This window comes from Neochlamydia sp. TUME1 (assembly GCF_000813645.1).
Lineage (GTDB): Bacteria > Chlamydiota > Chlamydiia > Chlamydiales > Parachlamydiaceae > Neochlamydia.
This window is the reverse complement of the sequence record NZ_JRXI01000081.1, coordinates 1-21,237: the sequence shown is the minus strand read 5'-3', so window position 1 is coordinate 21,237 and position 21,237 is coordinate 1. Positions and strand designations below refer to the sequence as shown.

The 21,237-nt window shown below is 38.7% G+C and carries 15 protein-coding genes and 1 pseudogene; 7 read left to right on the top strand and 9 right to left on the bottom strand.

Translation table 11 applies throughout. The features are described from left to right. Window positions 1–228: 228 nt before the first annotated feature. The 4 genes from DB41_RS12500 (at window position 229) to DB41_RS03510 (ending at window position 3,846) form a co-directional block, all read left to right on the top strand. A complete protein-coding gene (locus DB41_RS12500) occupies window positions 229–357 on the top strand; it encodes a hypothetical protein (RefSeq protein ID WP_255350905.1) in 129 nt (42 codons plus the stop codon). A 147-nt stretch (window positions 358–504) separates the two neighbouring features. Beyond that, a complete protein-coding gene (locus DB41_RS03520; protein ID WP_039384350.1) occupies window positions 505–2,556 on the top strand; it encodes a hypothetical protein in 2,052 nt (683 codons plus the stop codon). Between the two features lie 718 nt (window positions 2,557–3,274). After that, window positions 3,275–3,529 carry a type II toxin-antitoxin system HicA family toxin gene (locus DB41_RS03515; RefSeq protein WP_039384348.1) on the top strand — a complete coding sequence of 85 codons (255 nt, stop codon included), beginning with the start codon at window positions 3,275–3,277 and terminating at the stop codon, window positions 3,527–3,529. Beyond that, window positions 3,526–3,846, top strand: a complete 321-nt coding sequence (locus tag DB41_RS03510) for a type II toxin-antitoxin system HicB family antitoxin (protein ID WP_039384346.1) — start codon at window positions 3,526–3,528, stop codon at window positions 3,844–3,846. The genes DB41_RS03515 and DB41_RS03510 overlap by 4 nt, the downstream gene beginning before the upstream one ends. Window positions 3,847–3,943: 97 nt before the next feature. Here DB41_RS03510 and DB41_RS03505 read toward each other — a convergent pair whose 3' ends face one another. From DB41_RS03505 to aroA, 8 genes are all read right to left on the bottom strand, one after another. After that, the gene (locus DB41_RS03505; protein WP_039384345.1) at window positions 3,944–4,981 is read right to left on the bottom strand and encodes a PotD/PotF family extracellular solute-binding protein; all 1,038 of its coding nucleotides are present in this window, start codon (window positions 4,979–4,981) and stop codon (window positions 3,944–3,946) included. Between the two features lies 1 nt (window position 4,982). After that, window positions 4,983–5,747, bottom strand: coding sequence for an ABC transporter permease (locus DB41_RS03500; protein ID WP_039384343.1), 765 nt, complete (start codon window positions 5,745–5,747; stop codon window positions 4,983–4,985). Next, window positions 5,744–6,613 (bottom strand): ABC transporter permease, encoded by an 870-nt coding sequence (locus DB41_RS03495; protein WP_039384341.1) that lies wholly within the window; start codon window positions 6,611–6,613, stop codon window positions 5,744–5,746. The genes DB41_RS03500 and DB41_RS03495 overlap by 4 nt, the downstream gene beginning before the upstream one ends. 1 nt (window position 6,614) lies before the next feature. After that, window positions 6,615–7,745, bottom strand: a complete 1,131-nt coding sequence (locus DB41_RS03490; RefSeq protein WP_039384339.1) for an ABC transporter ATP-binding protein — start codon at window positions 7,743–7,745, stop codon at window positions 6,615–6,617. Between the two features lie 160 nt (window positions 7,746–7,905). Next, window positions 7,906–9,471 carry a shikimate dehydrogenase gene (gene aroE, locus DB41_RS03485; RefSeq protein WP_080502381.1) on the bottom strand — a complete coding sequence of 522 codons (1,566 nt, stop codon included), beginning with the start codon at window positions 9,469–9,471 and terminating at the stop codon, window positions 7,906–7,908. Then, complete coding sequence (aroC, locus tag DB41_RS03480; RefSeq protein ID WP_039384338.1) at window positions 9,375–10,463, bottom strand: chorismate synthase; 1,089 nt, start codon at window positions 10,461–10,463, stop codon at window positions 9,375–9,377. The genes aroE and aroC overlap by 97 nt, the downstream gene beginning before the upstream one ends. Continuing rightward, complete coding sequence (locus DB41_RS03475; protein ID WP_039384336.1) at window positions 10,453–10,980, bottom strand: shikimate kinase; 528 nt, start codon at window positions 10,978–10,980, stop codon at window positions 10,453–10,455. Before DB41_RS03475 ends, aroC begins: the two co-directional genes overlap by 11 nt. Window positions 10,981–11,046: 66 nt before the next feature. Further along, window positions 11,047–12,333 (bottom strand): 3-phosphoshikimate 1-carboxyvinyltransferase, encoded by a 1,287-nt coding sequence (aroA, locus tag DB41_RS03470; protein ID WP_039384334.1) that lies wholly within the window; start codon window positions 12,331–12,333, stop codon window positions 11,047–11,049. A 235-nt stretch (window positions 12,334–12,568) separates the two neighbouring features. Between aroA and DB41_RS03465 the strand changes: the two genes are divergently transcribed. Continuing rightward, the gene (locus DB41_RS03465) at window positions 12,569–13,558 is read left to right on the top strand and encodes an ROK family protein (RefSeq protein WP_039384333.1); all 990 of its coding nucleotides are present in this window, start codon (window positions 12,569–12,571) and stop codon (window positions 13,556–13,558) included. A gap of 665 nt (window positions 13,559–14,223) precedes the next feature. Beyond that, complete coding sequence (htpX, locus tag DB41_RS03460) at window positions 14,224–15,135, top strand: protease HtpX (protein WP_039384331.1); 912 nt, start codon at window positions 14,224–14,226, stop codon at window positions 15,133–15,135. 179 nt (window positions 15,136–15,314) lie between these two features. On the opposite strand, the gene DB41_RS03455 is transcribed toward htpX, so the two are convergent. Next, window positions 15,315–19,820: a tetratricopeptide repeat protein gene (locus tag DB41_RS03455; RefSeq protein WP_039384329.1), complete on the bottom strand. Its 4,506-nt coding sequence runs from the start codon at window positions 19,818–19,820 to the stop codon at window positions 15,315–15,317. A gap of 244 nt (window positions 19,821–20,064) precedes the next feature. Here DB41_RS03455 and DB41_RS11215 point away from each other — a divergent pair. Beyond that, window positions 20,065–21,205, top strand: a pseudogene (locus tag DB41_RS11215) (IS701 family transposase). Window positions 21,206–21,237: the final 32 nt, after the last annotated feature.

The following is a 21,237-nucleotide window of genomic DNA, read 5'->3' as shown; positions in this document are numbered from 1 at the left end:
GCTTTTTATAAAAATTAATAATATTTGCACATTTTGAGTTGTAGCCATCATTTCTTACTTTTTCTTGCCACTTTCCTTATATTCACTCCAGAGAACCAAAGCAGATGACGGTCAAATATAAAGGTTTGATTCTTTTTTAAAAATAAATATTTAACATAACAGACTTTTATTGAAAGGCTATGCGCCTCTCAAACTGTCCCCTCTAGCAACAAAAATGATTAGTATGCCATGATGAGAAAGAAAACCGATAAAGAGTTTATCAGGGGCAAACAATCGATCGAATGGACATTTCAGAAAGCAGCTAATGATAATAATCATTATTTTTGTTTTTTAAATTTTCAAGCGGTAGAGTTATAAAATTAGTTAAAAGAATACTTTTTTACCTAAACTAATTTATTGCCTAAAACAAGGCTTTTACTTAAGATTTCTGCTAAAATTAGAGCAATCACTCATGTCTTTAGTATTATTATGTTTAGCTTCCCTCACTAAGAAAAAGGATTATTTATGGCTCTAACATACGAGCAAGTTGAAATTAGTGGCAATGAAGAGAATTTTTACTACAAAAAGCATGCTTATTCTCTCCAACAAGAAGTAATTGCTAATTGGAAGGGTAAAGAAGTTCGCCTAGCCATTTTAAAAGATAAAAGCAAAGCATTTAATCCACTTAAACGCTTGATTTGCTTAATTTATGGTGTGCTGCTAAAAGTATGTTTTCAGAAGGTTGCTGCTCGTGTTTGGCTTGAAAAGGGCCTTACAGGCAAAAACGTAATTGTCGTTATTTCTCCTGCAAATAGTTCACCCTCTTGTAATAAAATTTTGATAAAGGGCAAGAATGTTTTAGATCCCAAAAATTTAGTCCTTCCCCTTTCCCCTAAAGAAAATGGTAGACTTCGGGGTTTAAAGAAAAACCCACCCGTCAGGTATCCAGTATCACCTACCTCTAAAAATATTTTAAGATCTCCTAGGAACCTTAAAGAGAAAATAAATATTAATGATCTTCTTAGATTTTCTACTTATGTTTCTGGAAAATCCTTTGAAGAGTTGGATTATGAAACATTTGAAAGAATGGAAGTGGAGATAAAAAGGATAAGTAGAATACAGGCTAGCCTATCTTCTGAAAACCCTTTAGCAGGCCAACTAGCAGATGCATTGAGTAAGTTAAGCAGTCAGAATAAAGCTGTGGGGCTTATTTTTGAATTTACCACCCTTGACCATCAGCTTGCTAGTTTAACTTTTAATGAAAAATTTGAGGAAATGAGCCCTTTTCCCTTAAAAAATGAAGATAATATCCACCCTATTCTAGCTAGATTTCAGCATTATTTAAATCATCAAGGCATACCTCCTGAAAAGCTTAAAGATAAAAATTATTTAAAAACTACACTGCAAGCTTATCGTAAAGAAATTTTTTCTATTAATCAAGCCTTGCATAGAAAAATGAAGGGAAAGAAAATTCAATGGATAACATGCTCCCGCTCTGCCGCTCTACCTTTAATGCAAAGGATCGCTCAAGCAGCTGATAAAACAGGGAAACAAATTTTTAAAGCACCTACCTTAGTATCCACTGGTATTTTACTCCATTACAAACTTGCTCCTCTCACAGGCGAGCTTGGGTTAGGAATATCTCCTGTAGCAGTGAATAAGGAAAATTTATCGGGGATGGCTATGAATGGCTTTGAAACCTGTTGGGCTTACGCGCAAAATTCACGCTCTTTATTTGATACCCAAAAAGAAATAGAAAAAATTCTGAATTTTGATCCTATGCTTGGATTAAGTACCAATCGTTTAAAAATAGCTGTATTAAGATTAATATTGATGAACCAGCATCCTACTCGATGGCCTAGGTTAAAGCACCATATTCGAACAAAAATTTTAGCAAAAGCTTTACAAGCAGAAACTATCTTCCAAAAATCCCCTTTAGAAGAAGGATGGGAAGCAAAAGGAAAATTAATTGGGATTCCTTTTCCAAAACGTGGCAGAAAAATTAATGAGAAAGAAATCTTAACCAAAGGACAAATTGTAGTGGTTCCTCGATCTTCTGGGGAGAGGAAACTAGGAATGGTTTGCGAGGCCACCGCCCAAGAAGATAGCTACAATTATACTATCTTAGTCGAAATAGAAGGTGGGGGAAAAAGAATCTATAAAGCAAGAAAAATAAGGATCCCTAAGGAAGAAGATTTAATAGAAATCTTTCAAGGATTGCCCAAACTAAATAGCACTCAAACAATCACTTTAAAGAACTTGTTAAGAAGCCAAGTACAAGAGATACGAAAGATTCTTAAACTGTTTAATCAAGTAAAACCTTTAGAGTTATCCCCTAGCCAGGCATCTCTAATTAAGAATTCTTTTCCGCTAGTATGGGCTTCCAGCACCATTGATTCGAAAAATTATCAGCTAGATGTTAAAGGAGAAAGCCTGGTGACTGGTCATGCGGAACTTGGCAAAGATATACAATTTGCCTTTACAGATGAGAAGCATGTCGATGTATTAAAGGAGGCAGTAGAGCCCTATGGTGTTACCGTTCTTACGGTACAAGAAGGACGATACTTAATTGGATAGGAAAACTTAGATAGCTTCAAGTTGGGTTAAGGCTCGACATTCCTTTATATTTTTTTAATCTACTAGCTCAGTAAAAAATATTTTTAAATTGAGTCTCTACTATTTTTAAACATCGAGCTTTTACCTAGCAAAATTTTATCATTAAGCGTAAGCAACTTTTGTTCAATACTAGATCTTATGTTTTTCGATAAGTTTAAACCAAGCTTATAAGCTTTCTCTCTTTCCCTTCATCAAATAAATTACAACCTTATCTAAATAGCTTTCATACCTCGTCTTTTAATATGATGTCGAGTATAGAAACATTAAAAATGTTTCTTGGAATAATTTGTAAAGATAAAAGTGGGCTTTTATCATTGATAAGCCCATGGGGCTTAAAGTCATGCAGCCATCTTGCTTTGGCTTTTTCTCTTTAGATTATCTCTTTAAAAACTTTTATTCCTTTGAATCCCTTTGCTTTAGCAAACCGCGTACAAGTAGCTGAAATATTGGAGAGGTAAAGAAGGAAGAAAGTTAGGCTCACTGGACCTACATCCGAGACTATGATATGAGCCTGTTCTCATTATCTTAAGCCACTTTATGCTGCAACCACTGATGGCAACTAGGACACTTATTTAGAAGCGTTTTCGTTTAGCGCCATTCATCCTCCCAGTTTGGTTCCTTATTAGCTCATAAATTTTCCGATTGTATAATAATACCATATTTTAGTACCATGTAGGATATGAGCAAGAAACATCAGCGTACACTTGAAGCGATTTTCAAACAGCCTGTTCAATCAAATGTTGTCTGGAAAGATATAGAAGCTCTATTACGCCATGTTGAGGCGGAGATTACCGAGGGAGAAGGATCGCGCATACGAATTGCATTAAATGGCATACGGGCTACTTTCCACCGTCCTCATCCTAAAAAAGAGACTGATAAAGGCGCTCTAGTTTCGATGCGGCGTTTCTTAGAAAATGCAGGAGTAAAACCATGATGAAATATAAAGGATATACGGGTCATGTCGTCTATGATGATGAAGCCAAAATTTTTCACGGAGAAATTCTGGGAATAAGAGACGTCATTACATTTCAGGGAAAAACAGTTGATGAACTAGAGCAGGCTTTCAAAGACTCTGTGCAGGATTATCTTGCTTTTTGTGCAGAAAGAAAAGAAGAACCTGAAAAGCCTTTCTCCGGAAAATTTAACTTACGACTCTCACCCGAATTGCATGCGAAGCTTAGCGTCCAAGCTAAATTAAATCATATGAGCTTAAACAGCTATATTAGCACGGTTTTAAAAACAGCTTTATAAGATTCAATAATCAAGTGATGGAAATGCTCCCCGGTCCTCGCTCATTTCCTTTTTCATAATTTTTAGCTTTCTCACTAGCAAGCTTCTAGGGTCAAGTTTAACTCTTTTTAACTTTATCCCAAGCCTGATTGTAAAGCTCGCCATCTTTTCCTAAATATCTAAGTACCTCGGATTTATCTAATATTGCTTGAGGAGGAAAAAGAGAGGGGTTTTCCTGCAATTCTTTAGGTAAAAGAGCATAAGCAGCTTGGTTGGGTGAAGGAAAACAAGTGAATTGCATATTTTCTGCAGCTACCGCTCCTTCCAATAAGAAATTAATAAAAGCATGTGCTAGGCTAGGATTGGGAGCGTGTTGCGGAACAACAGCATAATCAAGCGAAATAATAGATCCTTCCTGAGGGATAAAGAATCCTACGTGGCTATTTTCCCTCATAACCTGGAGCATATCACCATTGTATCCTTGCGACACGATGTATTCAGCACTAGCGATTCCATGTTTATTCTGTTCACTTTCAAATTTAGCTAGATTTTTCTTCCATACGAGCAGCTGATCAACCGCTTGATTAATTTCTTCTCTATTTGTGCTATTGGCGCTAAAGCCTAAATATTTTAGAGCTGCTCCTAATGTTTCCCGCAGGTCGTTAAGCATGGTCATACGTCCTCGCATATCCAATCGACCAAATATTCCCCAACTTTGATCTTCCACCTTAATTTTATCTTTCCGATAAGCAATTCCACTGTAGCTCATCGCAAAAGGTACTCCATAGATGACACTGCCCTCCTCAAACTTTTCAGGCGTATAATGAGGAGTAAGATTTTTTAAATAGGAAAGCGAGCTGATAGGGATAGGATTCAACATTTTTTGCTGCAGCATTAACTCATAGGTATAGCCACTAGGAAAGATCACATCGTATCCTGTAACGCCTAACTTTAATCTGGCGTACATGGACTCATTGCTATCAAAAGTATCGTATACGATTCGGCAATTATGCTCTTGCTCAAATTTTTCAATAAGCTCAGGTTTAATGTAATCGGCCCAAATGTACAAATGTAGTTCATTCTCAGGGGTACTGCAAGTGGTGACCAGAATGGCTAAATAGACAAAGGCGATTATAAAAAACAGCCACTTTCTCATACTACTCCTCTGACAAATGTTGTGTCAGCCAAATAATTATAAAAGTAAAGATCAATAAAATTACCGATAATGCATTAATCACAGGGGTGGATCCATATTTTATCATACTATAGATGTAGATAGGTAGAGTAGTTGTCCCTTGGCCTACCACGAAAAAAGTAATGACAAAATCATCTATAGAAAGAGTAAAAGCTAACATGGCGCCTGCCGCAATGCCTGGAGCAAGCAAAGGAATAAGAACTTTGCGAAATACCGTCCAACTGCTAGCTCCTAGATCTTGGGCTGCTTCAATAATGGAGAAGTCAAAATTTTGCAGGCGAGCTAATATCACCATTGTCACATAACTAAGGCAAAATGTTGTATGGGTGATAAACACCGTAAACAAACCTAGTTTAATATTTAAAGCCATAAACAATAACAGCAAGCTCATCCCTGTCAAAATATCTGGGATGACTAAAGGTACATAAACTAAACCATAATGGGCTTTTTGAAAGCGCGTCTTATAGCGATAAAGGGCTAGAGCCGCTGTCGTTCCTAGAATTGAAGAGGCAAAAGTAGCGCTTAAGGCTACAATTAACGAGTTGCGAAAAGATTGCCACAAGGCTCGCTCGCGTAAAAGACGTTCATACCATTTCCAGGTAAATCCCGCCCATTCTCCCCCAAAACGCGAATCATTAAAAGAATTAATAAAAAGCACAATAATGGGAAGATAAAGAAAAATCAAAACGATAATAGTAATGATAAAAGGGAACCGGCTTTTTTTCATTCTTTTGCTCGCCCTTCAAAGCTTAATCTCTTAGCTTTACTTTGTATAAGGGTAAAGATACTCATGGGCAGTAGGATAATGATGGAGAGTAACGCCGATAAGCCACTTGCTAAAGGTAAATTGCGATCTATAAAAGTACGTTGAGCGATCTTATTACCTATCATTTCACTTTGCGTCCCTCCTACTAGATCAGGAATCACATAAGCACCGATAGCAGGAATAAACACCATTAAGGTAGCTGTTCCCAGTCCTTTCCGAATAGAAGGGAGAAAAACTTTCACAAAGGCATAGAGCCTAGTAGAACCTAAATCTGCTGCAGCTTCAAGCAATTGAAAGTTAAATTTTGAAGCTGAAGCATAGATGGGTAGAACAGCAAACGGCAAGTAGGTATAGACCATCACTAATAAAACCGTTCCGGAATTATAGAGAAGGGATACGGAGGGATCTGCAAGATGTAATTGCACTAAGAAATTTTTAAAAAAGCCCTCAGGATGCAATAAAGCTTTCCAGGCAAAAATACGTACAAGAAAACTGCTCCAAAAAGGCACAATAATTAATAATAAGATAAGCTGACGTGTTCTTGTGGAAGCACGAGCAAGCTGATAGCCAACCGGAAGTGCACAAGCAAGGCAGAAGACTGTAGTTAGCACACTCAACCAAACAGTTCGCCATATTAACAATAAATAGCTAGCGTCTAACAAAGTATAAATATTCTCTAAGGTCCATCCCTCCCCTATGCCTCCAAAAGGATCACTAGGCTTAAAGGCAAAAGTAAAGATCACAAGCGTAGGAATAAAAAAGAAAATAATGAGCCATAGAAAAGAGGGTATGGTTAGAGCAAGCTCTTCTAACTTAGCCTTCTTCATTTTATTCGCCCTGCTTTTCAATTGAAACTTGAGGATTGTATCTTTCTAAAATAAAGCCATCATCTGCGTGCCACCATATCCACACTTTATCATTCCAGCGAATGGGATGTTCATCCAGTAAAAAGCGGCGGTGTTGCTGAGTAACAGCAATGCGATGCCCTTCAACTCTTACCCAAAAGTTTGTGTGCGCTCCCTTATATACCACGTCTTCAACCACTCCGGGTACCTGATTATGACGAGGATGATGAGGAGGTTGCTCTCGAGAGATATGCATTTTCTCTGGACGCACACTCAGATGGACCAGGTCCCCCACGTTAAGCTGTTTGTCATTGAAGCAAAGAACATTGGGAAAATTATCTAATGTTAAAAGGCTGTAGTCTTGAGAAACTTTTTCAGCTACATGACCGTCCAAAAAATTAGTATCGCCAATGAAAGCTGCTACAAAGCTACTCTTAGGAGCTTCATAGAGTTCAATAGGAGTTCCAATTTGCTCAAGGCTACCCTGGCGCAAAACAGCAATACGATCGCTCACCGCCATCGCTTCAGTCTGATCATGGGTAATAAATAAAAAGGTAATACCTACCTCATCATGAATCAAATCTAATTCCAGTAGCATTTTTTGACGCAATTTAAGATCTAACGCTGCCAAAGGTTCATCTAGCAATAAGACTCGTGGTTTATTAATTAATGCTCTTGCTATAGCTACGCGTTGCTTTTGCCCTCCGCTAATTTGATCAGGCATTTTATAGGCTAATTCTTTAAGCTGAATCAAATGCAGCATGCGGTCTACTTCAAAATCGATTTCCTTTTGAGATCTTTTAGCGACACGTAGACCAAAAGCAATATTTTCCCAAATATTAAGGTGAGGAAAAAGCGCATAATTTTGAAAGACAGTATTAACGGGACGTTGATGAGGAGGAATATGAGTAATATCTTGCCCATCTAAAAGAATCTTTCCTTGGGTGGGACGTTCAAAACCTGCTACAATACGCAGCAAAGAGGTTTTACCACAGCCACTAGGACCTAAGAGAGAGAAGAACTCTCCTTTCTTGATTGAAAAAGTAACATCTTGAAGGGCTTTTACATTACCAAATTCTTTGGATATACCTATAAACTCTAGAGAATCTGCCATCAACAAGCCTTATCTTAATTAAATGTTCTTTTTACCCAGCAGGTAATATGATAGCAAAGACTAGGCAATACATCAAGAAATTACACAGGAAATTAATCAGATGGGTTAGCTCAAAAAATAAAGAGGGATAGGCAATCATGCAGATTAACTTTTAAACAATTTACTTAACAAATAAAGATTCTAAAGCTTTCTTTTCTAAAATTTCTAAAGCATCTTTTTCATCAATTTTTTCAGGAAACCAAAGCTTAAACTGTTTGACGGCCTGTCTAATAAACATCTGATATCCATATACAATGCGGCAGCCTCTCTTGATGGCGCTTTTTAAAAAAGCAGTATCTTTAGGATTGGAAGTAATATCCATAACAAGCGCTTCTTTGCTAAGATTACTAGGAGCTATAGGAAAGGAGTGCGAAGTGCAGTTAATTAAGATGTCATAGCCAGCTTGAAAATATGCCTGCATCATTTCCAAGCTTCCCGCTTGGCCACCAAAATCATCAGCTAGCTGCTCAGCCTTTTGGATAGTACGGTTTAAAATGATGAGTGCCGCTCCTTTGCGCCGTGCTTCAAAAGCAATCGCGCGGGCAGCACCCCCGGCTCCTAAAAGAATAATTTTCTTATCCTTAACGGTTCCCCACGTTTCTATACTTTCTAAAGCACCCTTGCCATCCGTATTGTAGCCTATCCATTGTCCGTCTTTTAATAGTAAAGTATTTACAGCCCCCATCGCGAGAGCTTCCTCATCCACCTGATCTAAAAAGCCTATAATTTCTCTTTTAAGCGGCATGGTGACACTTAACCCTTGAAATCCTAATTTTTTCATGAGATTCAAACAAACTTTAAGCTCTTGGGGTTTTACTCGCATTTTTACATAAACTGCATTTAAATTAAGAGCTTGCATAAGAGCATTATGAGTGAGATGGCCTATGCTAGCTGATACAGGATCTCCGATGAGGCCGTATAGCGCCGTTTGAAGGTTTAAAGCTTTATAGCCATAGGTTTCCCTCAGCTGCTGGGCAGGTAGCTGGCCTGGTGCTGCCTTACACTTCTCATCCAAGCTAGCATAAGTTATTGGGCTTCCAACAACTGGAGCTAAAATTCGACTTATTTGCCCATCTTCTCTCATGCTAATGGAGATGATGTTTTGCTGATTTTTAGCCTCATACATTTGTTTTAATGTATCAACAGTACAAAAGGAATGAGTAGCGATTTTGTAGATTCCATTTTTTATGGCAGGCAATTTATCCAAAATATCTTTCAGATTTGCAGGAGTATCTTTAAAATGGTGGTAAGAGATAATCAATTTAATGCCCGGCTGATCCTGGCTTATTTGCGTTATAAAAGCGTGAGGCACATCTGCTTCAATGTCTAAATAGGCAGGCTTACAAGCAGCCAAGCATTTAATTTCTTGTAAACGGGTTTTTTCATCGTAAGGATAATGCCCCCCCTGCGATTTAGAACGCAGAGTAAAAATCATCGGTAAAGGAAATTCCTTTAATAAGCTCTTAAGGGTAGTAGGCTCGCGATGAATAAAATAATCTAAACGCAGTTCAATTAAGTCAGCATGCAAGCTGGCCTGCTGAATTTGCAGGCGTGCTTCTTCTAGGGTCGGTCCTAAAATGACTATGCAAATCACTCTAACCTCGATAGCCGATTCATAAGAAGAGCGTCCGCTAATACAAGCGCTGCCATAGCTTCCACTACCGGCACGGCTCGAATAGCGACACAAGGGTCGTGACGCGAGCCTGCTGGCAGCTTAAATGTAGCTGCTTCCCCTTGCCTATTAACAGTTTCCATCTCTTTCATCACACTTGAGGGAGGCTTAAATACCACACGTGCTATTAAAGGCATTCCAGTAGAAATTCCCCCCAATGTCCCACCGGCATGATTAGTAGCAGTGGTAATCTTTCCTTGTTGATGCTGAAAGGAATCATTATGGGTAGAACCTGGCATCTTTGCTGCTTGAAAGCCTGTGCCAATTTCAAAACCCTTGGTAGCAGGCAGACTCATCATCGCCTTAGCCAAATTGGCTTCCAGCTTCTCATAAATAGGATCTCCTAATCCCACAGGAAGGTTATGAGCAATTAATTCCACTATTCCTCCTAGAGAATCCCCCTCTTCTTTTGCTTGCATGATAGCCTTTTGCATAGGCTTAGCAGCTTTTGCATCCGGGCAGTAGATAGGGCTTTTATAAACGCTCTCGAAAAGATCAGATGAAAAAGAAACTTTTGCGGCTATATTAGCCACTTGCAAAAGATAAGCTATAACCTGAATATCGTAATGCCTTAATAATTTTTTAGCCACCGCTCCTGCTGCCACTCGGCAGGCTGTTTCTCTTGCTGATGAGCGCCCTCCTCCTCGATAGTCAAAAAGACCATATTTTTCTAAATAGGTGAAGTTAGCATGGCCTGGTCTTAAAAGGTTCTGGATAGGCTCATATTTGCTAGAGTCCACATCTCTGTTTTTAATAAAAATAGAAATAGGAGTGCCCGTAGTTTTACCCTCAAAAACACCTGATAAGATTTGACATCGATCGCTCTCTTGACGAGGCGAAGTGTATATATTATGCCCAGGAGCACGTAAAGCCAATGCTTGGTTAATGTCTTCTTCTTGCAACAGTAAACCTGCTGGACAACCGTCGATAACTACGCCGATGGCAGGCCCATGGGATTCACCCCATGTGGTAATTCTAAAAATATTTCCCATTGAATTACTGGCCATGATAACTCTCGTAAATAATTGCTACAATTTGAGAGGGGCTTAAGGAACCTGTTTCAATGATTTGGTCAGCATATAATTCGTAAAAAGGAGAGCGCCTTCTTACTAGCTTCTGAAAAGCTTCCAAAGGTTTTTCTTCATTCTCCAGATAGGAAGGAAGTGAATGATCTAATAATCGTTTTTCTAAAAGTGCCAAAGAAGTCTTTATATAAATGATTTGGCCGGTTTTTTTAAGAATCCTTACATTATCTAGCTTTTCTAAAGCTCCTCCACCTAGAGAAATAACCGAATGGGTATAACCTTGCAAGGATAAAATAGCTTGATGCTCATACACACGAAATTGACTCTCCCCTTCTTTCTTAAAGATCTCGCGGCAAGAAGCTTGAATATTTTTTTCATTTTTATAACATTTCTCAACTAGCCTATCGGTATCGATAAATGGCCAACCGAATTTACAGGCTACTTGCTTACCTAACGTTGTTTTTCCCGTTAGTGGCGGTCCCGCTAAAATAATATTCATGTTAGAATTTCCCTATCCATACGATAAAAGATTAGTTGGTAAAAACATTTTCCTTAAAAGTTACTTTTAAACTTCCTCTATATGAGCACCTAAGCGCTTAAAATCTTGAACAAAAGTTGGGTATGTTTTTTCAATACAATTAGAATGGTAAATAGCTGTTTCACCTTTTGCGCCCATTCCCGCTACCGCTAAGGCCATCGCCATGCGATGATCTTTATGAGAAAAAACAGAGGCTCCCTTTAATGGATTTCCTGTAATACAGAGGCCCGAGTGAGACTCCTGAATAAGGGCTCCCATTTTATTTAATTCTGTAGCTATACAAGCTATGCGATCACATTCTTTCTGACGCGCTACCGCTGCATTTATAATCGAAGTTTGGCCTTCCGCATAGCAAGCCACGACAGCAAGGATAGGAAGAGCATCTATACAATCATTGATATCTACAGTAATACCTTTTAAAGATGCTCTCGGATAGACATGTATGCTGTGGGCCTGCTCATCAATCTCTATGCCAGCACCCATTTGTCTAAAAATATTGACAATAGCTTTATCTCCTTGCAGATCATGCATAGAAAGGTTATTAAGCACCACTTCCGACCGGGTAACGATAGCAGCAGCTATAGGAAAAGCCGCAGAGCTCCAATCTCCTGGTACGGCATATACAAAGCCATCATAACTACCTATTCCCTGCACTTTAAAATTTTTATAGCCATGGTTTTCATAAGGCACTTTTAATCTTTTAAGCCAATCTAAAGTTAAATCAAGCCAAGGTTTTTCACCAGTCTGATGCACCTCTAACTCTAAAGTACCTTTTAAAAAGATAGCAGCCATTAGCAAAGAAGAGATATTTTGAGAGTCAGAACCATCTTCTATAACAACCCGGCCTGGCCTTAAAGGTCCTTTTATAATCACAGGCGCAAATCCATCTCCTCGCGTGGAGATCGCTTGTACTCCCAATTGCTCTAAAGCTTTAAGAAGGACATGCATAGGCCGTTGATGCCGGATTGATTCATCCCCTGTAATTACAATAGGATGCGTGCCTAAAGCAGCAATGGCAGAAATAAAACGTAAAACTATGCCAGAATTATGGGCATTAATCACATTTTCTGCTCCCCAAATTTCTCCTCCGATACCTTCAATGTGTAGATGATCGCCGTGAGCAGTAATTTTAGCTCCTAGATAACGGCAAGCTTTCATCATGGCCAGGCAGTCGGGAGAATTTAAATACTGGTAGACAAGAGAAACATTTTTTCCTAAGGATCCTAATAAGATGGCCCGATGCGTTTGTGACTTAGAAGAAGGAATTTGCATTTCACCTGAAAGAGATGAAGGCCTTACTATCAAAGTTTTCATAAAAATTTTCTCATTCCTATGGGCGGCCTAGCGTTGCTTTTTCTTCTACAGACGACAGGATAGCTTAGTGAAACAGCTGAAGTCAAATTTTCTTTCCTAATCATCGTGCTTATATTTGGACCAGATTAGGCTAGTTTTTGTACCCTTCATAGATAAATGGCAAAATTACCAATAACTTTGTTTATTTATAATTATTATTTAGCTATATCCACCTTTAAAATAGGAGACTAACTGCATGGCAAAAAAATATGCAATTGGGATGGATATTGGAGGCACTAAGATTGAAATAGGCTTGGTCGATCGTTATGGCACTATTCATCACAAAAAAAGAATTTCCACCCAAGCTAATCGCAAGCAAGAAGTGATTGAACAGGAGATTATTCAAACGATTCAAGAATTTCATGATTTGGGTAAAAGTTTTATCTGCGGGATTGGAATGGGTGTACCCGGGCAGGTCAGCGCTAAGGATGGTTCCCTCGTTTTTGCTCCCAATTTAAATTGGCATAACATTTCTTTAAAGAAAAAGATTGAAGACGTAACTTCCTTGCCTGTGACGATTACCAATGATGGACGTGCAGCTACCTGGGGAGAGTGGCTAAATGGCGCAGGAAAAGGCAGCAATAATATTGTGTGTGTATTTGTTGGCACAGGCATTGGCGGCGGCATAGTCAATGAAGGCAAAGTAATGTCTGGCTACACTAACTGTGCGGGCGAGTTAGGCCACACGATTATTCAAATGAACGGTCCACCTTGCACCTGTGGAAGCCATGGATGTTTCGAGGCGATGGCCTCAGGATGGGCGATAGCCAAAAAAGCCAAAGAATGGGTATACAAAAATCCTTCCCAAGGAAAAGCTTTATTAGACCTTACCGAGGGAGATATTTCCGCTACCTCAGCAAAGCTTGTCATTCAAGCCTACAAGGAAGGCGATATCGTAGCAGGCCAAATTCTAAATGAAGTCATGGAAGCTTTAACGATTGGCTGTAGCAATATGATTAATGTTTTTAATCCTGAAAGGTTAATTTTAGGAGGCGGTGTTATTCATGGGTTACCCGAAGCTGTGGATTATATAAAAAAGAGAGTTAAAAATTATGCATTAAAAGCAGCCACTTCCACGCTTAAAATTTTACCTGCCACTTTCACTGAAGACGCCGGCACAATAGGCGCTGGAGCTTTAGCCTGGCATCAGTATTTAACTTCCTATGATAAAGAAACTCTGCTTTAACACTCTTAAAATCTGGTTCTATTAGATTTAACCCTGCCAGGCATCTTTTATATTTTATGAATTTTTCTATATGAAATGGAGCAGGAAACTTTAGAGGGGCTGCACAAATATTGGCAACAATGGAAGAGATTATTCAGTGTCAGAAAAGGAGGGGTAGCACATTTTCTCAATAGAGAAATAAAGGTAGCTTAAGATTAATAGAATGATGAAATCAGTATTTTTCGCATGAATATTTGTCTCCCCCTACCTAAAAGTACGCTGCAGGTTACTTCCAAGAAATTTACCCACAGGCGTTTTTTTCTTACTAACGACAAATTACAAAAGAAGTTAGAAGATAAAGCTTTTAGCCGGATAAAATGCTCACCAAATTGCTTAAAATAAATGCAAGATTAAGAATCTTACATGCCTATATACAAGAAAATAAGTGAAAAATAATGATGAGAAAATTATTCGCCTTGTGTTGAGTAGTTAGCAATTAAAAAAACTTTTCAAATACCGAAATTAATGCCTACTAGAAGTTTGAAATACACGAACCTGAATAGCTACCTTCTAGCCAAGAAATCTTGCTTCTTAAGACTTGCCCTTCGCAAGCAGAAATCCATTCACAATTAAAACCTTTAAATTGTAAGATTACGTTGAACGTCTGATAAAATGGGAGTCTATTTATGGCCTTTGCTAAACGTATTATTCTTTTCCTCGTTGTTAACTTTCTAGTTGTCGCCTTTATTTCATTCATTACCTACTTTTTTAATCTACAACCTTTTTTGATGAAAAAAGGGATCAATTTACCTTCTCTAGCCATTTTCTGCTTATTATGGGGGATGGGAGGAGCCGTTATTTCTCTACTCTTATCCAAGGTGATGGCCAAATGGATGGTCGGACTAGAAATGATCGATCCCCATACCACCGACTTACAAAAACGTGCGGTGCTTGAAACAGTCTATCAGCTAGCAAAAAAAGCAGGATTACCTAAAATGCCAGAAGTAGGCATTTATTATTCCCCTGAACTTAATGCCTTTGCCACAGGACCCTCTCGTTCTAATTCCTTAGTAGCTGTTTCTTCAGGCTTAATAGAGCGTATGGAAAAAAATGAAGTGGATGCAGTCATCGGCCATGAAATCACTCATATAGCTAACGGTGATATGGTAACTATGACCTTATTACAAGGAGTCATTAATGCTTTTGTAATGTTCCTTGCAAGAATAGTAGCTTATGGTATTAGCAAAACTTTCTCCAAAGAGCGTGATGAGGAACCTTCCCCTTTTATGTACCAAATGATTGTTTTTGGCTTAGAAATCGTTTTTATGATTTTAGGCAGCCTTGTAGTCGCAAGCTTTTCTCGCTATCGCGAATATAGAGCGGATGCAGGAAGTGCACGCTTAGTAGGTGCTTCTTCTATGATTGCTGCCTTACAAGCTTTGAAAAGCAACTTTGAAGTTAAAGACCCTAATCAAAATCAAGAAGCGATCAACGCTTTTAAAATTTCAGGGACAAAAAAAGGGCTCATGCAATGGTTTGCTTCCCATCCTCCTCTAGATGATCGTATTGCTCGCCTGCAGCAGCTTTATCGCTTCTAAATTGCTAAGCTAACCCCTAGTATAAAGTAAGTTACAGCAGATGTAACTTACTTTATACTAGGGGTCTCGTGTATGGCCTCCCAGGTAGACAAGGGCACACCTCCAGATGGTCAACATTTAATATGCGGTTCATCCGATTTTGATATGCAGAGCTTGAACCACCTTAAAAGTTAACTTTTTCATAATTTTCTGGATAAAGACGTATTTAAGCTTTTAAGAGCTGCATTAATGGCTGTTACTGTGGGATGATGGATGCCGTACACTCTAATGCTAATCCTAAGAGCTTCTTTAATATATTCGAGCGCCTGTTTTAAATTTCCTTGATCTTTGTAGATTAGCCCTAAGTTATGGTAATCTATTGCCGCATTAGGATGATTTTCCCCAAAATGCTTAAGGTCAATGGCAAGCGCTTGAGTGCTACAATGTGCCGCTTTATCTAAATGGCCTTTTTCTTTATAGATTACTCCCAGGTTATTGTATCGAATTGCCACGGTAGGATGATTTTCACCATAATGCTTAAGGTCAATGGCAAGCGCTTTAGTGCTATATTTTGCCGCTTTATTTAAACGACCTTGTTTTCGGTAGATTAGTGCTAAGTTGTTGAGATCGATTGACACGGTAGGATGATTTTCACCAAAAAGCCTAAGGTCAATGGTAAGCGCTTTAGTGCTATATTCTTCAGCCTTGCCTAGTTTGCCTTGTTCCTGGTAGATTTGTCCCAAATTTGTGTAACCGCTGGCCACGTTGAAATGATTTTCACCAAAAAGCCTGAGGTTAATGGTAAGTGATTTAGTGCTATACTCTTCGGCCTTGTCTAAATTGCCTTGCTCTTGATAGATTGCTCCCAGATTGCTGTAATTGGCTGCCGCGCTGAAATGATTTTCACCAAAAAGCCTAAGGTCAATGGTAAGCGCTTTAGTGCTATACTCTTCGGCCTTGTCTAAATTGCCTTTTTCTTTATAGATTACTCCCAGGTTATTGTATCGAATTGCCACGGTAGGATGGTTTTCACCAAAAAGCTCAAGCTCAATGGTAAGCGCTTTAGTGCTATACTTTTCCGCCTTGTCTAAATTGCCTTGGCCTTGATAGATTGCTCCCAGATTGCTGTAAATGGCTGCCATCGTAGGATGATTTTTACCAAAAAGCTTAAGATTAATGTTAAGTGCTTTAGTAGTATACTTTTCCGCCTTGTCTAAATGGCCTTGGTCTTGATAGATTGCTCCCAGATTGCTGTAGTTGGCTGCCGTCGTAGGATGATTTTTACCAAAAAGCTTAAGATTAATGGCAAGTGCTTTAGCGCTATACCCTTCAGCCTTGTCTAAATTGCCTTTTTCTTTATAGATTACTCCCAGATCGCTGTAATTGGCTGCCATGGTAGGATGATTTTCACCAAAAAGCTTAAGATTAATGGTAAGTGCTTTAGTGATATACTTTTCCGCTTTGTCTAAATTGCTTTTTTCTTTATAGATTGCTCCCAGATTGCTGTAATTGTCTGCCACGGTAGGATGATTTTTACCAAAAAGCTTAAGATTAATGGTACGAGCTTTTGTACTATACTCTGCTGCCTTACCTAAATGGCCTTGGGCTTTGTAGATATTCCCTAAGTTATTATAACTTCTAGCCACACTAGGATGATTTTCACCAAAAAGCTTAAGGTTAATGGTAAGTGCTTTAGCTCTATACCCTTCAGCCTTGTCTAAATGGCCTTGGTCTTGGTAGATATTTCCTAGGCTATTGTAACTCCTAGCCACGATAGGATGATTTTCACCAAAAATCTTACGGTCGATATTAAGCGCTTTAGTGCTGTACTCTTCCGCCTTGCCTAATTTGCCTTGATCTTGGTAGATTCGTCCCAGGTTTGTGTGGCCGCCGGCCACGTTGAAATGATTTTCACCAAAAAGCTTTAGGTTAATGGCAAGCGCTTTAATGGTATACTCTTCGGCCTTGTCTAAATGGCCTTGGGCTTTGTAGATTTGTCCTAGGTTGTTGTAATTGTCTGCCGTGGTAGGATGATTTTCACCAAAAAGCCTAAGATTATTGATAAGTGCTTTAGTAGCATACTTTTCCGCCTTGTCTAACTTGCCTTTTTCTTTATAGATTGCTCCCAGATCGCTGTAATTGCCTGCCGCCGTAGGATGATTTTCACCAAAAAGCTTAAGATCAATGGTACGAGCTTTTGTACTATACTCTGCTGCCTTACCTAAATGGCCTTGGGTTTTGTAGATGTTCCCTAAGTTATTATAACTTCTAGCCACACTAGGATGATTTTCACCAAAGAGCTTAAGATTAATGTTAAGTGATTTAGTGCTATACTCTTCAGCCTTGTCTAAATGGCCTTGGTCTTGGTAGATTACTCCCAGATTGCTGTAATCGATTGCCATCTTGGGATGATTTTCACCAAAAAGCTTAAGGTCAATAGCTAGTGCTTTTTCAATATACACCAATGCTGTGTCTAAGTTACCTTGATCTTTGTAGATTGCTCCCAGATTGTTGTAATTGACCGCCACTCCGGGGTGATTTTCACCAAAAAGCTTAAGGTCAATAGCAACGGCTTTGTTACAGCACTCAGCTGCCTTTCCTAAATTGCCTTGGTCTTGGTAGATTTGTGCCCGATTGCTATAATCGATTGCTAATCTGTGATGATTTTCACCAAAAAGCCTAAGGTCCATAGCTAGTGCTTTTTCAATATACACAGCTGCCGCGTCTAAATTGCCTTGGTCTTTGTAGATTGCTCCCAAATTGCTGTAATCGATTGCCACCTTAGGATGATTTTCACCAAGAAGCTCGAGATCAATGGTCAGAGCTTTGTGTCCATACTCAGTTGCCTGCCTTAGATTACCTTGATCGTAATAAATAACCCCAAGAGCACTTAAAATCAGCGAATTTTGCGGGCTTACTTCGCTTTCTAAAAGATACCACTTTTTTGCTTCTTTATATTGAAAGAGTCTTAAGGCTATATCACCTTGTGCCTTCGGCGAGTTATCCTCTAAATCTGATAATTGGAGGCTTTCTTCCTGGCCTGCTAAAAAATCTTGCATAGCTTGATGAAAAGGAATAAAAACACGGTAAATTTTTTTTATCTTTTCTAAAGCTTTATGATCTAAAGTAAACTGCTTATTGTTGAGGTTTGGGTCATCAAACCCAAAATGTTTAATTAGAGGATTCATCATCTCTTGCTGCGCTTGATAATGCGAGTAAGTTTTAAGGCGCATAAATAACGCTATACTCATCCACTCGCTTAGCTTTACAGCAGCGCTATTTTTTATAACTCCTAGCTTGTTCAGCTCATCAATTCTAGCAAAACTATTAGAGGATCCTATCTTTTTGAAAAGGGCTAGTCGGTCCAAAGCCAAATGAGGAAACCTATAAAGATCATTTTTAACTTTAAAGAGCATGCCCTGACTACTTAAATCGCCCATTCTTGGATCGAAAGCCTCCATATCAACCAGCACAAGGTGTTTCTTAGCTAAATGCTGACGAAGGGTAAATCCTTCTTGATAAGCAATCTCAAGCTTTTTCTGAAGCTTTTCACCATATTTCCGAGTTAGCGCCGGATCACCTAGTAAATGAGTAAAGGTTAAAAGCTCCATAGGAAGATGAGGCTCTTTTTCATACCACCACTGTCCTTTTTCATCTTTAGCAATATATTGGGCCATCTTTTCAGGAGTCCGGATAAGCTCAAATGTTTTACCATTACCGAAAGGGGTTTTGCAGCCTTTTCCTTCTACTCCTGCCCCATCGAAGGCAAAGCCTCGTGGTGTAATACCATCAAAAAAATTTATGGATTGTAAGCAAGGAATGTTTAAAGCAGGAAGAATGGTTTCTCCTAAATCGATGACTTTCAAGTGAACTAGATTTGTAAGATTCCTAAAATACTTCTTATTTGCATCGCTATCTTCTTTTATAAGAATGCCAAATTCTAGATCGGAATAAGGAGTCATCTCTTCCCTAGCTAAGGAGCCAAAGCCTATCATAGCATATTCGCAAGGGGCAAGGCCTAAGACATTAATCGCCTGATTAACTAGTAAGCTAAAAAAAGCCTTTATATCCTGAGCAATCTTACCATAAAGCTCTTTCACTTCTTGGAAAGAAGGAGTTTCTGGAAGAGATTGAATCATCTTCTCTATTTCCTCTCTAAACTTTTTTAATGCTTGGCGATTGCCCTTGAATTCTTTTCTTATTCTATTATTATCTAAAACTTTTCCTTGGCATGACTTGATAAGTAAATGTTGAGCTTTCAAAAGCTTTTCTTCAAAAAATCTCTTTTTATCATCAGAAACAATTTGTAACGCATAATTGTAAAGCCCTGCCGCTTGAAGTAACGTTTCGGATGTACCTTTATCCTGATAAATATCTCCTAGTTTTTCTATGCAATATGCTTCTTGGATTAGCTTTTCTGCGCAAACTTTATCGCGTAGAGGGTTGTTCTTTTGAATAGCGCGTTTTAAACCTATCCTGTAGATGTCTTCTGCTAAAGGACTGCTTTCAATTAACTGCTTCCATTCTTTACATATGAGTTTGGCTTGGCACAAATCTTGGAACTCTAATTCCTTAAATATCTTTAAACTAATCTCTTCACAGACCGTAGTACCTCTTGTAGAATAGCTAGCATGTTCTTCTTTTTTCTCAAATGCAGGAAATATTAAGGGGTGGATATGAAGAGAGTCTGATGAAAGCTGATTCATATGGTTATCCATTTTTTAGCTAGTTATAATTTTTGTCCAAAGTATGCTTGCAGCTAAATGGCAAAAATAAAATTGTTTTTTCTAGACAATACTGAAAATTTATAAAAACGCCAGCAAAAAATTTGATAACCGTGATTTCTCACCACATTTCAGAATAATAGAATTTTGGTAAGGAGGCCCTAATACTACAGTGGTAATAAAAAATATAGTATGCTATTTTATTTGTTAAGTAGGGAGGTGAGGAATGGAATTGAAAGCAATAAACCAAACTATAAAACAAAAAAAAGAAGAGCTAGCCTTATTTTTAAGGCCTTTTTTTAGTCGAGAAGAAGCTAGACAAGTAGCTTTGCAATATACATGGGGGTTAATGAGCAAAGCAGAACGTAAAAACACCTGGCAATTGGCAGAAGAGGCCGGCTTACAAGCCCCGTATGCTTTTCAACATCTACTACGCCGTGGTTTATGGCAAGCAGATGCAATCAGAGATAGGTTGCAAATGGAAGTATTGAAAGATAAAGAAGGCGGTATGCTAGCTATAGATGAGACGGGCTTTTTAAAGAAAGGTAAGCATTCAGCAGGAGTGGCAAAACAATATAGTGGAACAGCAGGAAGAATTGAAAATTGCCAAGTAGGGGTTTTCCTTTCCTATGCAACTAACCAAGGCCAGGTACTAATTGATCGAGAGCTATATATCCCTGAAGAATGGTTTTTAGATGAAGAACGTAGAGCAAGAGCTGGTATATCTAAAGAAGTTAAATTCAAAACGAAAATACAATTAGCCATGTTGATGCTACAGCGAGCTTTCGGCCATGGGATCAGACCTTCTTTAAGTAATGGGAGACGAGATATATGGAGTTTATCCCTTAAGAGCTTATCTAGAGAAAGAATGCTGTCCTTATATATTAGCTGTACCCTCTAATTACCATGTGAGCGTAGATTTTGATCGAAGTCCAGTCAGCCACTTTCTTGCAGAAATTAAGCCAAAAGATTGGCAGAGTTTATCGGCAGGAAAAGGAGCGAAAGGCGAACGCTATTATCATTGGTATCGTCTAGAAGTCAATTCAGATAGCCCTGAAGGGTGGACACGTTGGCTTTTATTAAGACGTAACATGAAAGACCCTCGCGATGTAGCTTATTATATAGCTTGTTGTCCCAATAATGTTACTTTACAAGATATGGTCAAAGCTGCAGGAAGTCGTTGGACGATCGAGGAATGCTTTGAAACTTCTAAAGGAGAAATTGGACTTGACCACTATGAGGTGAGAAGCTACACAGGCTGGTATCGATACATGACGCTTTGTTTATTAGCTTTAACTTTCCTTTCGGGCTTGCACGATGCTTTCAATCTACTGGAGAAGAAAAAAAAGCTCGTCGGCTTCATATGAAGAAGTTTCTAAAAGTACAGAATTTAATTTAA

What these genes read in the sequence shown, in the direction of transcription:
- DB41_RS12500 (WP_255350905.1), top strand. Translation starts at nt 229, where the DNA reads ATGATGAGAAAGAAAACCGATAAAGAGTTTATCAGGGGCAAACAATCG.
- DB41_RS03520 (WP_039384350.1), top strand. Translation starts at nt 505, where the DNA reads ATGGCTCTAACATACGAGCAAGTTGAAATTAGTGGCAATGAAGAGAAT.
- DB41_RS03515 (WP_039384348.1), top strand. Translation starts at nt 3,275, where the DNA reads ATGAGCAAGAAACATCAGCGTACACTTGAAGCGATTTTCAAACAGCCT.
- DB41_RS03510 (WP_039384346.1), top strand. Translation starts at nt 3,526, where the DNA reads ATGATGAAATATAAAGGATATACGGGTCATGTCGTCTATGATGATGAA.
- DB41_RS03505 (WP_039384345.1), bottom strand. Translation starts at nt 4,981, where the DNA reads ATGAGAAAGTGGCTGTTTTTTATAATCGCCTTTGTCTATTTAGCCATT.
- DB41_RS03500 (WP_039384343.1), bottom strand. Translation starts at nt 5,747, where the DNA reads ATGAAAAAAAGCCGGTTCCCTTTTATCATTACTATTATCGTTTTGATT.
- DB41_RS03495 (WP_039384341.1), bottom strand. Translation starts at nt 6,613, where the DNA reads ATGAAGAAGGCTAAGTTAGAAGAGCTTGCTCTAACCATACCCTCTTTT.
- DB41_RS03490 (WP_039384339.1), bottom strand. Translation starts at nt 7,745, where the DNA reads ATGGCAGATTCTCTAGAGTTTATAGGTATATCCAAAGAATTTGGTAAT.
- aroC (WP_039384338.1), bottom strand. Translation starts at nt 10,463, where the DNA reads ATGGCCAGTAATTCAATGGGAAATATTTTTAGAATTACCACATGGGGT.
- DB41_RS03475 (WP_039384336.1), bottom strand. Translation starts at nt 10,980, where the DNA reads ATGAATATTATTTTAGCGGGACCGCCACTAACGGGAAAAACAACGTTA.
- aroA (WP_039384334.1), bottom strand. Translation starts at nt 12,333, where the DNA reads ATGAAAACTTTGATAGTAAGGCCTTCATCTCTTTCAGGTGAAATGCAA.
- DB41_RS03465 (WP_039384333.1), top strand. Translation starts at nt 12,569, where the DNA reads ATGGCAAAAAAATATGCAATTGGGATGGATATTGGAGGCACTAAGATT.
- htpX (WP_039384331.1), top strand. Translation starts at nt 14,224, where the DNA reads ATGGCCTTTGCTAAACGTATTATTCTTTTCCTCGTTGTTAACTTTCTA.
- DB41_RS03455 (WP_039384329.1), bottom strand. Translation starts at nt 19,820, where the DNA reads ATGAATCAGCTTTCATCAGACTCTCTTCATATCCACCCCTTAATATTT.